Below are 15505 nucleotides of genomic sequence, written 5' to 3' on the forward strand. Positions count from 1 at the left end.
GAATATTTTGCCTGTTGGTTTCGCTTTTTTACTTAGGAACACCTATGTCAAACCTGGTCAGCGTGGATTTCACTGAAGGAATCCTCATCATTACGATTAATCGTCCCGAGGCGCGCAACGCGATCAGCTTCGAAACAGCTCAGCAGCTTTCCGCCGCTTTTGATCAAATGGACGCCCGTGAAGATGTCAAGATCGGCATCCTGACCGGGGCTGGCGGGACGTTCTGCTCCGGTATGGATTTGAAGGATTTCGCCAAGACCCGCAAGCGTTCCTCTGTGGAGGGGAAGGGTTTTGGTGGGTTGAATGAGGCGCCCCCTAAAAAGCCGCTCATCGCTGCCATTGAGGGGTATGCGGTGGCAGGTGGCTTTGAAATGGTGCTGGCCTGTGATTTGATTGTTGCCGCTAACAATGCCAAATTTGGTTTGCCTGAAGTCAAGCGTGGACTGGTCGCGGGTGGTGGAGGTTTGGTGAGATTGCCCCGCCAGATTCCCTACCATGTCGCGATGGAAGTTTTGTTGACGGGGGATATGCTGTCTGTTGAGCGCGCCTATCAGCTTGGTCTGGTGAACGTGGTCACTGACCCGGGGCAGGCGTTGTCCGAGGCGATGAAATTGGCCGCCCGAATCTGCGAAAATGGACCGTTGGCGATTCGGACTGTCAAGGATGTGGTGGTCAAAGGGCTCGATTTTCCAGTAGCTGACATGTTCAAACTGCAGCGACCTTTGACGGATCATATTTTCATGTCGGAAGATGCCCGCGAGGGCGCGACGGCGTTTGCGGAAAAGCGCAAACCCGTCTGGAAGGGAAAATAATTTTTTACATATCTTTTCATATATCGAAACACAGATAGGGTTCTCTATGTCCATCACCATTCAAGAAGAAGATTTCGTCAGTTCGATTGCCGATGCGATCCAGTTCATCAGTTATTACCATCCTGCTGATTACATCAAGCATCTTGCGCGCGCCTATGAGCGCGAGGAAAGCCCTGCTGCCAAGGATGCGATTGCACAGATTTTGACTAACTCGCGCATGAGCGCCGAGGGGCGTCGACCCATCTGTCAGGACACGGGTATCGTCAACGTCTTTCTGAAAATCGGCATGGATGTCCGCTTCAACTCCAAAAAAAGTATCCAGGAGTTGTGTGACGAGGGTGTGCGTCGCGGCTATCTCAATCCAGACAATCCATTGCGCGCCTCGGTGTTGGATGACCCCATTTTCTTGCGTAAAAACACCAAGGACAATACACCCTGTATCGTCAATGTCGAACTGGTTCAGGGCAATACAGTCGATGTACAGGTTGCGGCCAAGGGTGGCGGCTCGGAAAACAAGTCCAAGCTTGCGATGTTGAATCCCAATGATTCGATCGTGGACTGGGTGTTGAAAACAGTGCCGACGATGGGTGCAGGCTGGTGTCCGCCTGGCATGCTCGGAATCGGTGTGGGCGGTACAGCGGAAAAAGCGGTGTTGATGGCTAAGCATTCGCTGATGCAAGATCTGGACATGTACGAGTTGCTTGAGCGTGGTCCACGTAACAAACTTGAAGAGCTGCGGATTGAGATCTACCAAAAGGTCAACGCGCTCGGCATTGGCGCGCAGGGTCTGGGTGGTTTGACGACTGTGCTTGACGTGAAAATCGAGACCTTTGCGACGCATGCGGCCTCGTTCCCCGTCGCCATGATTCCAAACTGTGCCGCCACGCGTCACGCACACTTTGTGCTGGATGGTTCGGGTCCTGCGCACTTGCATCGTCCGTCATTGTCGGATTGGCCGGATGTGCATTGGGCGCCTGACTATAAGTCCTCCAAACAAGTGGATCTGAACAAACTGACGCGTGAAGAAGTCGCCAGCTGGAAACCAGGTCAGACGCTGTTGCTCAACGGCAAAATGCTCACGGGTCGCGATGCTGCTCATAAGCGGATTCAGGACATGCTAGCCAAGGGCGAACCCTTGCCTGTCGACTTCCATGGCAAGATGATTTATTACGTGGGCCCAGTGGATCCGGTGGGTGACGAGGTGGTGGGTCCTGCCGGTCCTACGACGTCTACCCGGATGGATAAGTTCACTGACATGATGTTGGAGAAGACGGGTCTGTTTGCCATGATTGGCAAGGCTGAGCGGGGTCCTGCAACGATCGAGTCGATTCGCAAGCACAAGTCTGCTTATTTGATGGCGGTGGGTGGTGCTGCGTATTTGGTGTCCAAGGCGATTCGTGGCGCCAAGGTGATTGGCTTTGAGGACCTGGGTATGGAAGCGATCTATGAGTTCGATGTCGTGGACATGCCTGTGACGGTGGCGGTGGATTCTCAGGGTACTTCGGTGCATACCACTGGACCGAAGGAGTGGTCGGCCAAGATTGCCGGGATTCCTGTGGTGGCTGGGTAAGTGCTTGTATAGGTGAAAGGCGCGCAAGGGGCCATGGCTCACAGTGCGCTGGCTTTCTCGGCCTGCTTTGCAGGCTACCCTCAGACCCCTTGCTTTGACGGAGACGACCCCAAACTCGCTTCGCTCAAACAGGGGGTCGTCTTTTTCCGTCAACGCTGCAGGGCTTCAGCTCGACAGACATCGCACTGTGAGCCATCGGCCCCTGCGCGGGTTTTGATTATTTAAGCGCTCGTACTTGAGGCTAGATTTTTTTCTGCTAGCTCTCTGAGTTTGACTCGCTGGAATTTGTCGCCGTTGGCGCTCGCTGTGGCCGGAAAGGCGTCGATGAACCAGAGATGGGCGGGAATTTTGAAGGCGGCGAGTTGTTTGGAGAGTCTGTTCAGAATAATGGCTGGGTCGATTGTTTCGTTGTTTGTGCGACCACTTTGTGTGTCTGACGGGATCACGAAAGCGACGGGTTTGAGTTGACCTTTGATTTCGATACCGACGACTTGTGCGCTTTTGATTTCGGGTTGTTCGGCGAGTACTTGCTCAATCTCGGTTGGATCGACGAGAAAACCGCCGAGCCGCATGGTGTCTCCCATTCTGGACTGATAGACAAAGCTGCCGTCTGTTCGGGTGTAGCCGAGGTCGCCTGTCTTGAAAAAACCATCTTCTGTAAAAGCATCCTTGGTCGCTTGAGGATTGTTGAAATAGCCTTTGAATAAGGTTGGTGAGTGAATTTCCAGTTCACCTGAGATGCCTGGCGGACAAAGCTCTCCCGAGTCTGGATCTCGGGCGCGCACAGTGGCAAGAGCGCCTGCTGCGGTGTATCCGCCACCGAGTGCGCGCTCCTCAATGGGCATGTCTGCCTTTTGCAGGGAAAATAGCGCCATGACTTCGCTTGATCCGTACAAGCCGCGCATCGGAATGCCGCGCGGGATCAGGGCTTTCGCCAAGTCGATGAAGCGCGGACTGAATGAGGCAAAGCCAAAGGTTTTTAAAGAGGGAAAGGGAGTCGGATCGCTGTTTTCTGTCAAACGACGCAACATTTCGTCGCTGCCAAACACATGTGTGATGTGCTCGCTATGAATCAGCGCCGCTGCGGTATGTCCCTCAAAGAAATCCATGAGCACGACTGGCATACCGCCCGCCACAGCGCCCAGCACGCTGTTCAAGCCGAAGACTCCGCAAAGTGGGAGTGCCGCAAGCAGCTTATCGCCAGGCTCACCGAATCCGTAGCCTGAGGCAACATGTCCGGCATGCTCGCTGAGCGTGCGTTGGGTGTGCATGACGAGCTTGGGTCCCTTCGTTGTCCCCGAGGTCGTAAAGAACGCCATGTTTTGGTCTGCCAGTGTGCTGGGTCCATCGACAGGGCTGCGCTTAGTGGGCGTGATTGGAGTCGCGGTAGTCACATCAGCATTCACATCAGCAGTCACCTTGGCATCCGTGACGCTAAAAGCAACCACAGGCCGCCCAAGCAAATGCGTGGGCGTTGAGGTGTCGGCATCCAGCATGATGACACGTTGGAGATGTCGGAGTGCTTCTGGATCGACATCTTTGACAACTGCTGCGAAATCAATCTTCTTGAAATTGAGTTGCAGGATCAGTGTTGTGGCCTGAGAGTTCGTCAAAATGTACTGCAACTCGTGCGCACGATATTTTGTATTGACCGCGACAAGCGTCGCCCCGATCCTAGCAAGGGCAAAAAGGAGCACCAGCCATTCGATCCGGTTGATCAGCCAAACCGCGACATGATCGCCTGGCTGAATGCCTTGTTTCATCAACCAGTCGGTTGTTGCTTGAACCTGTCGGTCAAACTGTAAGTAACTCACAGTTTGGCCATCCTGAACAAGCATGATGGCGTCTGGGGTACGCGTTAAGTGTTTTTGGTAGATCGAAAAAAGCGTACCCGCATGCGACATGTCAATACAGTTCCATCAATTCAGTGTTGTTACTAAAGTCCTCGGGGGAACCTTCGCGGATCAGCTGGCCGGATTTCATGACGATGACGCGATCAGAAATCTTGAGTGCTTCTCGCACGTTTTGCTCAACGATCAAGATTGACATCTTGCGCTCTTGCTGGAGGGCGCGAATCGGTCCTGCCAAGTCTTGGAACAGTTTTGGGGCTAGACCGATTGACGGCTCATCAAGTAGTAAACAACGTGGTTGGCTCAGGAGCGCGCGACCCAAGGAAACCATTTGTTGCTGTCCGCCCGAAAGCGTACCGGCCCGTTGAGTATAGAAACGCTTGATCATGGGCAAGACTCCCATGACCCATTCAAGTCGGGCGCTTTGTTCGCCGACAGGGATATTGTTCGCCCAGAAACCGAGCTTCATGATTTCGGCAACCGTCAAACCGGGGAATACGCCACGACCCTCGGGGACAAGGGCAATACCGGCCGCACTGAGTTCTCTGGGGTCAGGTCGCTCGACAGATTTGCCTTCGAGTGTAATGGCCCCCTGCTCAAGCGGTACCAGTCCGAATAAAGCTTTGAGCAGCGTGGATTTGCCTGCGCCATTGTGTCCGATCAGACACAGGACCTCGTTGTATTGGAGGCTGACATTGAAGTCCTCGAGCACGGGACGTCCACCGTAACCCACGCGAAGATTTTTTGCTTCGAGAAAAGGGCCCTGGCTCATGAGCGATCTCCAAAATAAATGGCCGCAAGGTGAGGATCTTTCAGGATATCCTGCGAGCTTCCTTGCGCCAGAAGTTTGCCCTGATCCAGAAAGGCAACGCGGTCAGAGAGTTTGATCACGATGTCGAGGTTGTGCTCAATGATGCAGATTGTGATGCCGCGTTTCGCATAGTCACGAAGTAGTGTCACAAAACGTTCGAACGAGCGAGGATCCAGGCCAGAGGCCGGTTCATCCAGCAGCCAGAGTTTGGCCTCGCTTGCCATGATGCGCGCCAGACTCAGGAATTTACGTTCAGCGTAAGCAAGATCCACCGCGCGTTCTTGACGTTTGTCGCTCAGTTGGGTTTCCTGAAGGATCTCGGTGACACGTTGTTCCGCAGCGACTCTGCCACCTTGCCAGAGCCAACTGCTGCGCTCCATGACCGTCATGATATTTTCTTCGACGGTCATCTGGTTAAACAGACGCAGATCCTGAAACGTGCGCGCGATTCCCATGCGGGCGATACGCCAGGGTTCGATGCCTTTGAGTGGTTGTCCGAGCCAATGGACGGTTCCGCTCGAGGGCACCAGATGGCCGGTGATGAGGTTGAATAAAGTCGTCTTTCCAGCGCCATTCGGTCCCACGAGTGTGGTGATCACACCTGCGGGTAAGTCCATCGTGACATCTGAAATGGCCTGGAGACCGCCAAAATTTTTATTCAGGCCACGGATTTCAAGCAGGATCTCTTGAGCAGAGTCGATTGCCGGGGCGTGACGTTCTGATGCGGTTACTGTCGTCATGCTGATTTCCCCTTTGTGCGTCCGCCCACCAGACCACCGGGTCTGAACATCATAAGCAGGACCATGGCGAGTCCGTAAATAATCTGCTGAATGGTTCCAAGCTCAGAGGGCGGCAGGAAAGGCAGATAGGTGAGCGCTGCAGGTAAAGACATCAACAACGCAGCGCCTACGATGGGTCCAAACAGCGTGCCTGTCCCGCCAATGATCACCATCGCCATTAACAGAATCGACATCTCCAGCATGAAACTCTCTGGGTTGATGAAGCTCATGTAAAAAGCGTAAAGAGATCCCGCAACGCCGGCGAGTCCGGATGAAACTGCCACAGAGAGTGTTTTGACCGCATTCACGTGCTTGCCATATGTTTGCGCGGCCGACTCGCTGTCTCGGATCGCCATCAGGCTGCGTCCGAAGCTGCCTCTCACCAGAAGTGCCGTGATGCCGAGCACCAGCAACAGGATGACGAGAGCGAGAGCAAGAAAAGCCGTATCGTTGTTGAAGACATAGCCAAACAGGTTGGGGCGCGGGATGCCGATCATTCCCCCGAGTCCGCCAGTCACGGATTTCCATTCAGAAAAAATGGTCACTCCGATGACTTGCAAGCCAAGGGAAGCCGCGACAAAGTACTCCCCCCGAACACGCAGAGCCGGCAGCGCAAGCGCCATTGACAGGACTGCCGAGATAACAGCCGAAGCTAGCATGCACAGTAGCAGCGAGTCCGAGAAGTTCAGCGCGATATAGGCTGTCGCATAAGCACCCACGCCAAAGAAAATCGCATGGGCCAGAGAAAAAATTCCCGCATAGCCCATGATGAAATTCAGCGTCAGGGCCAGGATGCCATTGATGCAGAAAAGAACAGCGATATTTTGTAGGTAGGCAATCATTTTTTGTCCTTCCTCAAGAAACAGTGGCTCGACCGTACACGCCACCGGGACGGAACAGGATGAACAGGAACAAAATCACAAAAGTGACTGCCTCACTCCACTGAGGGTCGATAAAGGCCAGGCAAAGATTTTCAGCCAGGCCAAGCAGCAGGCCCGCTACAGCTGCGCCTCTCAAGCTGCCGACACCACCGACGATCGTGGCAGCGATACTGATCAGCATGATGTGGTGACCCATCGCGGGGTTCAGGCCCGAGGTCGCGGCAGTCAGAATGGCTGCAGGGACGACCAGGATGGAGCCGATCAGAAATACATATTGAGACAGGCGGCGGGGCGTCAGACCATAGACTTCAATCAGCGCTGGATTTTCACCCAGGGCGCGCAAGGCGATGCCTAGATTGGTTCGCGTCAGGAGCCACTGCAACAACGCGAACGAGACAATGGCGCATACAAATACGACGCCCGCGATCGGAGCGATAAAGAGTCCTGGAATCAACTCCAGACTTTTGCTCAAGGGTGTGCTGACTGTCACCATGCCTCGACCGAACACGATCGAGATGACGTTCTGGACTATGATCGCAGCACCAAAAGAGGCGACAAAGACCGTGAAGAACGAACCTTCGTGACGTTGAATCACTGCGTAGACCCAGCGATCCAGCAGAACACCGAACAAGCCTGCCGCGGCGGCTGAGGCGAGTGCGGCAAGTGGCCATGCCCACCCGAGTACGGCATAGCACTCATAAAAAACAAAACCCGCGATTGTGAATGTCGCACCATGCGCGGCATGAAATACGCGGGTCATACCAAAAATCAGTGAAAAGCCGGCTGCGATCAATGCGTAAAGCGCACCAGTTTGCAGACCATTGGCGAGTAATTGGGCAAACAGCATAAAGCAGTGTCCTATTTAGGCAACTAGAAGACGCGTGGACCACGTCCACGCGTTTGTTTACTGCGGACTCTGATGATTATTTGCCTGCAGCGATCAGTTTGCTGGTGCCATCACCGACGATCTCGTTGATTTGGATCGGTGACTTCACAGTACCGTCATCCGCGAAAGAAACGGTCGCGCCGACGAACTGGAAGTTTTTGGTGGCTTTGCGCTGAGCCAGCAAATTCTCGCCTGTCACAGGCTTACCTGCTTTTTCAAGCGCAGCAGCCAACTCTGCAAAAGTCAACACGGCGTTGTAATAGTTGAGCACGTACATGTTGGGCTCTTTGCCGTATTTCTTTTTGTAGTCCTCTTCGACACGCTTGGTCAGTGGATCGTCTTTATTCAGAGTCACCTGCTGGCTGGTGTAGACCAGGCCTTTCGCTTCTGGAAGCTTCAAGATCGAAGGCAAGGACATCGCAGAGTAGCTGGCCAAGGGCTGGCTCACGCCATTGTCGCGCAACTGCTTGACCAATTGAACCTGCTGGTTCCCGTAGGTGGCGATATACACGGCATCGGGTTTGGTGTCGCGAACGCGAGCAGCCACGCCGGAGAATTGTTGAGCGGTTGTTGGAATAGAGAAGGAGCCCACGACATCACCACCGGCGGCCTTCACTTCTTTGGTGAGGTCTTTCAGGACCGCCTGACCAAGGGGATCATCGACGTAAATCAGCGCGATACGCTTGTAGCCTTTTTCTTTGACCAGATAGGGCACCATCGCTGTGACTTCAAAGTTTGCGAGAGGAATCGTGTTCCAGAAGTACTCGCCCAGCATGGCAAGATCAGGACCCACGCCACCGCCATTGACCATGACAGTCTTAGTTTTTGCACCAATCGGCGCCATCGCTTTGGATACGCCTGTAAATGCCGACAAAATGTAGGGGACCTTGCTGACGTTGATCAGCTTGTTCGCGGCAATCACACCTTGGGCGGGTAAGGCCTGGCTATCTTCGTAAATGGCGCTCAGTTTGCCCGACAGTTTTTTATCAGCATTGATATGCTCGATGGCCAAATCCACTCCGGAACTAAATACCTGACCGTATTCGGCGTTCGCACCGCTCAATGGAAAGGCTGCGCCGATCTGGTAGTCCTTGGCTAGCGCGGGAGTCGCCAGCGCTGCGTGCAATAAAGTCAAACCTACGAGTAACTTCTTCATGTGTCTTGTCTCCGAAATGTATGAAAGGACTGCTTTCCAATATTTACTCTGATTGATGAACTGAACGTTTTAAAGATCAGGACGTCCGGCCCAGCAACTCCTTTAGGATCTCTTCTGTGTGTTGCCCCAGTAGCGGAGCGGCCCGCTTGTATTGCACGGGAGTCGCTGAAAAAATCATCGGGCTCGCCGTGGTGGGCGAGGTGCCGCCCGTCGGGTGAGGGATGTTTTTCCAGATCTCGCGAGCCTTGACCTGTGGGTGGTCAAATACCTGGTCGATGGTCTGGATCGGTCCGCAAGGCACGCCAACGGCTTCGAGCTTGGCGATCCATTCGTCGCGTTTGCCTGTCGCCATGATTTTTTCGAGGACAGGGATCAATTCGTCGCGATGCAGGATGCGCTGACGATTTGTCACGAACTTTGGATCCGTCGCGTATTCGGGGATGCCGATCGCACCGCAAAAAGAGCGGTACTGTGAATCGTTGCCGACCGCGACGATCATGAATCCATCTGATGTTTTAAACACCTGATAAGGCACGACGTTCTGATGGGCGTTGCCCGCGCGTCCGGGAGCCTTACCCGTTGTCATATAGTTCAGGTTCTGGTTGGCCAGCATCGAGACGTGACAGTCGAGCAAAGCGATGTCGAGGTGTTGTCCCAAACCACTATGATTGCGCTCTTGAAGCGCAGCCAAAATGGCGACGGAGGCATACATGCCGGTGATGATATCCGTGACGGCCACACCTGCTTTCTGTGGACCGCCTCCGGGTAAGTCATCGCGCTCTCCTGTAATACTCATCAGGCCGCCCATGCCCTGAATCATGAAGTCATAGCCCGGGCGTTCGGCGTACGGACCCGTCTGACCAAAACCGGTGATGGAACAGTAGATCAGGCGAGGAAACTCTTGCTTCATGCTGTCGTAGTCGAGACCGTATTGCTTGAGCCCGCCTACTTTGAAGTTTTCAACCAGTATGTCGCAGTGTTTGGCGAGCTCTTTGACGAGCTTGATGCCTTCCGGACTCGCCAGATCGATTTCAATCGAGCGTTTGTTGCGGTTGGTGCTGAGATAGTAGGCCGCCTCGGTCGTATCGTTGCCGTCTTGGTCTTTTAGAAACGGCGGCCCCCATGCTCGCGTGTCGTCACCGAGTTTGGGTCGCTCGACCTTGATGACATCCGCGCCTAGATCGGCCAGATTTTGCGTACACCACGGACCGGCGAGTACTCTGGATAAATCCAGAACGCGTATGCCGGCCAAGGGTGCGCGACGGGGAGGGGAGTCCTGATTGACTGCTGTGGTCATGCTTTGATTCCTGCGTATCCATGGCTTAAAACGACGACATCACGTTCAGCGACCTTGGCCCGAAAACGAACGGCTTCTTTGCCATCGCGCCACATTTCACAGACGAGTGTTTCGCCTGGAAACACGGGTGAAGAAAAGCGTGTGTGCAGCGCGGTCAGCCGGGTTGCGTCATTGCTGCAAGCGGTCTGAACGATTGCTCGAGCCGCCACACCATAGGTGCACAAACCATGCAGGATCGGGCGCGGGTAGCCTGCGCGTTCAGCGACAGCAGGATCGGCGTGCAGTGGATTGTTATCGGCACACAGCCGGTAAATCAAAGCGGCCTGAGGCAGAGTTGGCAAGGCGCAGGTCATGTCCGGTGCGCGATCAGGCGTAGCTTCGAGTGCTGGTGGGCTTTCATCAGATTGACTGAGGCCGCCATCACCGCGACAAAACGTCGTTGAGCCGATTGTGACGAGATGATTGCCGGCATCGTCGTGCAAAGTACGCTCGGATAAAACCAGCGCACCTTTGTCAGCGCCTTTGTCGATCACATGCGTGATGCGCGTGCGACCAATGACGCGACCAGCGGCCGGCAAAGGTTTGTGAATGGTCAGGCGCTGCTCGCCATGGACGAGCTTGACCCAGTTGATGCCGGCTTTAGGGTCTTTCATCCAGAAACCGGGATAGCCCAACACGACCGCCATCGTCGGAAACGCCTGCAAATTTTGTTCGTAGACGTATTTCAAGTGATCGGGATTGGTGGGCTCCTGGCCGAATCCGATACCGAGTGCGTACAAGATGCTGTCGTTCTCGGTGTAGGTCCGATCAACTTCGGGGAAGACCCAGTTTTTAATTAGCTGATAGTCCATGATCAGATTGGATCCCAGTCGATGGCGTCAGGTGAGCGCTCAAGCGCCATGAAGTGGTGACGCATGGCGGGCGCGGCGATTTCGGCGATTGCCTCAGGTGTCCAGCCTGTGCTCATGTGCACTGAGCGAATCGGACGAGGCTGGCTAAACAGCATGATTTCGTTGGCGCGGACGCCGAAAATCTGGCCGGTCACATCCTTGGCTTGCTCGCTGGCGAGATAAACGGCCATTGGCGCGATTTTGTTCGCTTCCATTTTTTGGAGTTTGGTCACGCGCGCTTTTTCCTCGTCGGTATTGGCGGGGATTGAGCTGGTCATACGGCTCCAGGCAAAAGGGGCGATACAGTTTGAGCGGACATTGTAGCGATTCATGTCCAGCGCGATGGACTTGGACAAGGCCGCGATACCAAGTTTGGCAGCAGAGTAATTGGCCTGGCCAAAGTTGCCGATCAGGCCGGAGGTCGAGGTCATGTGCACAAAGGCACCGGACTCTTGCTCGCGGTAATAGTTGGCTGCGGCGCGGCTGACAAAAAATGTGCCATTGAGGTGCACATCAATCACCTGGCTCCATTCTTCCTCGCTCATCTTGTGAAACACGCGGTCGCGCAAATTGCCGGCATTGTTGACGACGATATCGATCCGTCCAAAAGTCTGCACAGCAGTTTCAATGATGTTATTGGCACTTGCGCGAGTGGCGACGCTGTCGGTATTGGGTACGGCCTGGCCGCCTGCCTTGATGATTTCATCCGCGACTTGCTGGGCGGGACCTGCGCCTGAACCTTCACCTGCCAGACTGGCTCCGATGTCGTTGACGACGACTTTCGCTCCGGCTGCAGCCATTGCCAAGGCGATGCCACGTCCGATTCCACCGCCTGCGCCCGTGACAACAGCGACTTTACCTTCCAACATTCCACTCATGAAACACTCCAATGAATAATGATCTGATTTAAAAATTAACTGAATGATTTACTGATTTGGGTAGATGTTGCCCTTCGTAATCACGTCTTCCCACATCTTGTATTCTTTGTCGATGCGTGTGCTCAGAGCCTTGGCATCCTCTTTGTCGAGTGAATAACCACCCGCTTCGATCGCTTTAATGAATTCGGGATTTTTCTTCACAGCCTCGACTGCAGCGGTGAGTTTGGCCACGATAGGCTGGGGCATGTTTTTAGGACCAATGACAGCAAACCAACCCAGCACTTCATAATCAGCAATACCCGCTTCGATCATCGTTGGAATATTCGGCAAGCTTGGGTTGCGCTCTTTCGAAGTGACAGCTAGGCCGCGTGCCTTGCCGCTATCGATAAAGGCTTTGCCGGTGCTGGTGATATCGAACATGAACGTCACTTTTCCACCGATCACATCCACCATCGCGGGTGCGTTGCCTTTGTAAGGCACATGCAGCATTTGTGTTTTTGTGGATTGCTTAAGTAATTCTGCCGATAAATGATTCGAGCCACCAAAGCCTGCAGAACCAAAGCTCACTTTCTCAGGATTTTTGCGCGCATAGTCCACCAGTTCTCCAACGGTTTTGGCAGGAATCTGCGGACCGATCAGTAGCACGTTCGCGTAATTGACGATTGGACTGATCAGCGTGAAGTCCGTGCGCGGATTGAATAACTTACTGCGCTGGACAATGGGAGAAATCGTCAGGCTGGGACTTGCGACAAAATTCAAGGTGTAGCCGTCCGGCGTTGCTTTGGCTGTTGAGTCTGCACCAATCATTCCGCTTGCGCCAGCCTTGTTTTCAACAACGACAGTTTGTTTGAGTTCGTCGCCTAAAAAGCGCGCAAAGATACGTCCAGTGGTATCGACTGGGCCGCCTGGGGAATAACCCACAATCAATTTGATCGGACGGTCTGGCCAGTTTGTCTGAGCCAAAGCAGAAGTGGTCGCACCGAACGTGAGAGTCAGGCCGCAGACGATGCGTAATGCTTGAATGATTGTTGTTTTAAATGATTGATTTTTCATATTCAGTCCATTCGAAAATTAGTTGATTTTTGCGCCAGATTCTTTGACGGCTTTGTTCCACTTGACGAGTTCTGCTTCAATGAGTTGACCAAAAGCGGCGGGTGTGGAGCCCACCATTTCGTAGCCATTCGAATTGAGTTGAGCTTTGATTTTTGGATCGGCAGCCACCTCTGCAAAGGCCTTGCTCAGGTTGTCCACAATTGCCGCAGGTGTGCCGGCGGGTGCCAAAATGCCATACCAGACATTGACTTCAAAGCCGGGCAGTGTTTCGGCGACAGTCGGCACATCTGGCAAGATGGAGGCGCGCTTGGCGCCCGTCACCGCGATTGCTTTGAGCTTGCCGGTTTTAACTTGCTGATAGGACGTTGAAATACTGTCAAACATGAAATTCACTTCATTGCCAAGCATCGCAATCACGGCTGGACCACTACCTTTGTAGGGGATGTGTGTCATCTGGGTGCCAGTCTGTGATTTGAATAACTCCACAGCCAGATGGCTCGTGTTTCCGTTGCCTGCTGAAGCATATGAAAGTTTGTCTGGATTTTTCTTGGCGTAAGCGATGAGCTCGGGAATGGTGTTCGCAGGTGTCGCAAGCGGAGCGGCCACGAGTAAAGGTAAGGTCGCGACCAGTGAGACAGGTGCGAAGTCTTTGCGAGTGTCGTAGGGCAGGGATGGGTAGAGCGCGTCATTGATCGCGTGTGCGGTCAGCACCATCAAGATCGTATTGCCATCTGGTTTCGCGCGGGCCAGTGCTTGTGTGGCGATCGTGCCGCCAGCTCCAGCTTTGTAGTCGAGCACGATCGTGCGACCAAGTTTCTTTTGCAGCTCTGGCAGCATCGGACGCGCCAGCATGTCAGCGCTTCCACCAGGAGGGTAGGGAATGATCAAGGTCAATGGTTGGCTGGTGGTACTTTGCGACCAGGCCAAACTGTGTGCAACGAGTGCGGCAGCGCCCAGCGCGAGCCTCAGGCCAATCGATATTTTTTTGTTCATCATTGTTCTCCTCGAATCACGAGACCCGGTTGAGTTCCCGTTTTGGTGTGGGCGTGTCCCCGCCCTTGATTTGATTATTGTGACGCAAACAGGCGCTGCCGCCATTCATGACTACCCGTAGACGGGATTTCCCTGCGCATTGCGGCGAATGACGGAGAGTTTTGCTGAAGCCCTAAGCGGAGCGCCAGTTTTTTGTTGCAATATTTCCATCGACAAGCCCTCAATCATCGCGCGCACCTCGAAGCCTTGGGAGGTCACATCAATGATGGCCAAGTCTGTGTAGATCTGGTCAACCACCCCGGCGCCGGTGAGCGGGTATGTGCACTTTTGCATCAACTTTGGGGTCTGATCCTTGGCGACATGCTCCATCATGACGATGACGTTTCGCGCGCCAATCGCAAGATCCATGGCGCCACCGATTGCCGCAATCGCATCGGGACCCGAGGTAATCCAGTTTGCCAGATCGCCGTTGGATGCGACTTGAAAACCACCCAGAACTGAATAGTCCAGATGGCCGCCCCGCATCATGGCGAAAGAAATGGTGTGTTCGGTGATCGAGGCGCCCTTGAGCAGGGTGACGGGCGTACGGCTGGCGTTGATCAGATCGAGGTCGATCTCATCTCCAACCGCTGCGCCGCCCATCCCCAAAATTCCGTTTTCACTGTGCAGCAAAATTTCGCGGTCTTTAGGCAGATAGTCAGAAACTTGCGTAGGCATGCCGATGCCCAGGTTCACCACGGATCCATCAGGAAAATCATGGGCTACAAGGTAGGAAATTTCTGCGCGAGTGAGTGGTTTGAAACTGCTGGCTGGCGTTGTGCTCATCTCTCGCCTCCGATTGCGACAACTGATTGAACGAAAATTCCGGGTGTCATGACATGTTCAGGCGCAAGTTCACCGAGCTCGACGATACGATTAACCTGGGCGATCGTATGCTTGGCAGCCATGCACATCACAGGGCCAAAGTTGCGAGCGGCCCAGCGGTATGTCAGATTTCCCCAGCGATCACCTAAATGTGCGCGCACCAAGGCGAAATCCGCCGACAGAGGCTGTTCAAGAATGTAGCCTTTGCCATCGATCACGCGCTGCTCTTTGCCCTCGGCAATCAAAGTGCCGAAGCCGGTGGGGGTGAAAAAAGGTCCTAGTCCAGCACCGGCCGCACGCAAGCGCTCGGCGAGTGTGCCTTGTGGCATGCATTCAAGTTCGACCTGACCCGCTCTGTATGCGTTGGCAAATACATCCGAGTTGGCTGGCCGTGGGTGTGAACAAACAATTTTGCGTACGCGTCCAGCTTTGATGAGTCCGGCAATACCGGTCTCATGCGTGCCTGCGTTGTTGCTGATGATCGTGAGTTCTCGAATTCCCTTGTCAAGCACCGTGCTCATCAGCTCAAAAGGTATGCCAGCATCACCAAAGCCGCTCACCATGATGGTCGCGCCGTCCTGAATAGGTTCGATCGCTTCTTGCAGGGACGCTTTTATTTTATTGAGCATGCTGACTCCAGATGGGGCTCTCAGTGAAAAGTGGCGCCGAGACACCAAGTATTAGGGTTTTCATTAGTATGTGTGCTGTCTGAGAAATAATTTTTTTTGATTGTAGGGTTATTTTTATCGATGAGAGGCACGCGAGGTTTTTCACTTGCTGAACGG

At 53.9% G+C, this 15505-nt stretch carries 15 protein-coding genes; 2 read left to right on the forward strand and 13 right to left on the reverse strand.

Annotated features, from left to right (window positions below; translation table 11 throughout):
• Positions 1-44 precede the first annotated feature (44 nt).
• Both QWY30_RS00120 and QWY30_RS00125 read left to right on the forward strand, forming a co-directional pair.
• On the forward strand, positions 45-812 hold the full coding sequence (locus tag QWY30_RS00120) for a crotonase/enoyl-CoA hydratase family protein (protein WP_290237175.1): 768 nt from the start codon (positions 45-47) through the stop codon (positions 810-812).
• Positions 813-858: 46 nt separating this feature from the next.
• Positions 859-2382, forward strand: coding sequence for a fumarate hydratase (locus QWY30_RS00125; RefSeq protein WP_290237178.1), 1524 nt, complete (start codon positions 859-861; stop codon positions 2380-2382).
• A 221-nt stretch (positions 2383-2603) separates the two neighbouring features.
• On the opposite strand, the gene QWY30_RS00130 is transcribed toward QWY30_RS00125, so the two are convergent.
• The 13 genes from QWY30_RS00130 to QWY30_RS00190 form a co-directional block, all read right to left on the reverse strand.
• A complete protein-coding gene (locus QWY30_RS00130; RefSeq protein ID WP_290237180.1) occupies positions 2604-4286 on the reverse strand; it encodes an AMP-binding protein in 1683 nt (560 codons plus the stop codon).
• Position 4287: 1 nt separating this feature from the next.
• The gene (locus QWY30_RS00135) at positions 4288-5004 is read right to left on the reverse strand and encodes an ABC transporter ATP-binding protein (protein WP_290237183.1); all 717 of its coding nucleotides are present in this window, start codon (positions 5002-5004) and stop codon (positions 4288-4290) included.
• A complete protein-coding gene (locus tag QWY30_RS00140; protein WP_290237185.1) occupies positions 5001-5783 on the reverse strand; it encodes an ABC transporter ATP-binding protein in 783 nt (260 codons plus the stop codon). The genes QWY30_RS00135 and QWY30_RS00140 overlap by 4 nt, the downstream gene beginning before the upstream one ends.
• Positions 5780-6664, reverse strand: coding sequence for a branched-chain amino acid ABC transporter permease (locus QWY30_RS00145; protein WP_290237187.1), 885 nt, complete (start codon positions 6662-6664; stop codon positions 5780-5782). The genes QWY30_RS00140 and QWY30_RS00145 overlap by 4 nt, the downstream gene beginning before the upstream one ends.
• Positions 6665-6677: 13 nt before the next feature.
• Positions 6678-7550: a branched-chain amino acid ABC transporter permease gene (locus tag QWY30_RS00150; RefSeq protein WP_290237189.1), complete on the reverse strand. Its 873-nt coding sequence runs from the start codon at positions 7548-7550 to the stop codon at positions 6678-6680.
• 76 nt (positions 7551-7626) lie between these two features.
• A complete protein-coding gene (locus QWY30_RS00155) occupies positions 7627-8745 on the reverse strand; it encodes an ABC transporter substrate-binding protein (protein WP_290237192.1) in 1119 nt (372 codons plus the stop codon).
• 76 nt (positions 8746-8821) lie between these two features.
• Positions 8822-10042, reverse strand: a complete 1221-nt coding sequence (locus tag QWY30_RS00160; protein ID WP_290237194.1) for a CaiB/BaiF CoA transferase family protein — start codon at positions 10040-10042, stop codon at positions 8822-8824.
• Positions 10039-10899 carry a MaoC/PaaZ C-terminal domain-containing protein gene (locus QWY30_RS00165; protein ID WP_290237913.1) on the reverse strand — a complete coding sequence of 287 codons (861 nt, stop codon included), beginning with the start codon at positions 10897-10899 and terminating at the stop codon, positions 10039-10041. Before QWY30_RS00165 ends, QWY30_RS00160 begins: the two co-directional genes overlap by 4 nt.
• Positions 10896-11810, reverse strand: a complete 915-nt coding sequence (locus QWY30_RS00170) for an SDR family NAD(P)-dependent oxidoreductase (RefSeq protein ID WP_290237196.1) — start codon at positions 11808-11810, stop codon at positions 10896-10898. Before QWY30_RS00170 ends, QWY30_RS00165 begins: the two co-directional genes overlap by 4 nt.
• Positions 11811-11858: 48 nt before the next feature.
• On the reverse strand, positions 11859-12863 hold the full coding sequence (locus QWY30_RS00175) for a Bug family tripartite tricarboxylate transporter substrate binding protein (protein ID WP_290237197.1): 1005 nt from the start codon (positions 12861-12863) through the stop codon (positions 11859-11861).
• 18 nt (positions 12864-12881) lie between these two features.
• A complete protein-coding gene (locus QWY30_RS00180; protein ID WP_290237199.1) occupies positions 12882-13859 on the reverse strand; it encodes a tripartite tricarboxylate transporter substrate binding protein in 978 nt (325 codons plus the stop codon).
• 108 nt (positions 13860-13967) lie between these two features.
• Positions 13968-14681: a 3-oxoacid CoA-transferase subunit B gene (locus QWY30_RS00185; protein ID WP_290237201.1), complete on the reverse strand. Its 714-nt coding sequence runs from the start codon at positions 14679-14681 to the stop codon at positions 13968-13970.
• Entirely contained in the window at positions 14678-15349 is a 672-nt protein-coding gene (locus QWY30_RS00190) for a 3-oxoacid CoA-transferase subunit A (protein ID WP_290237203.1), read from the reverse strand. Before QWY30_RS00190 ends, QWY30_RS00185 begins: the two co-directional genes overlap by 4 nt.
• Positions 15350-15505: the final 156 nt, after the last annotated feature.

It is taken from the genome of Zwartia panacis (assembly GCF_030410395.1).
Lineage (GTDB): Bacteria > Pseudomonadota > Gammaproteobacteria > Burkholderiales > Burkholderiaceae_B > Zwartia > Zwartia panacis.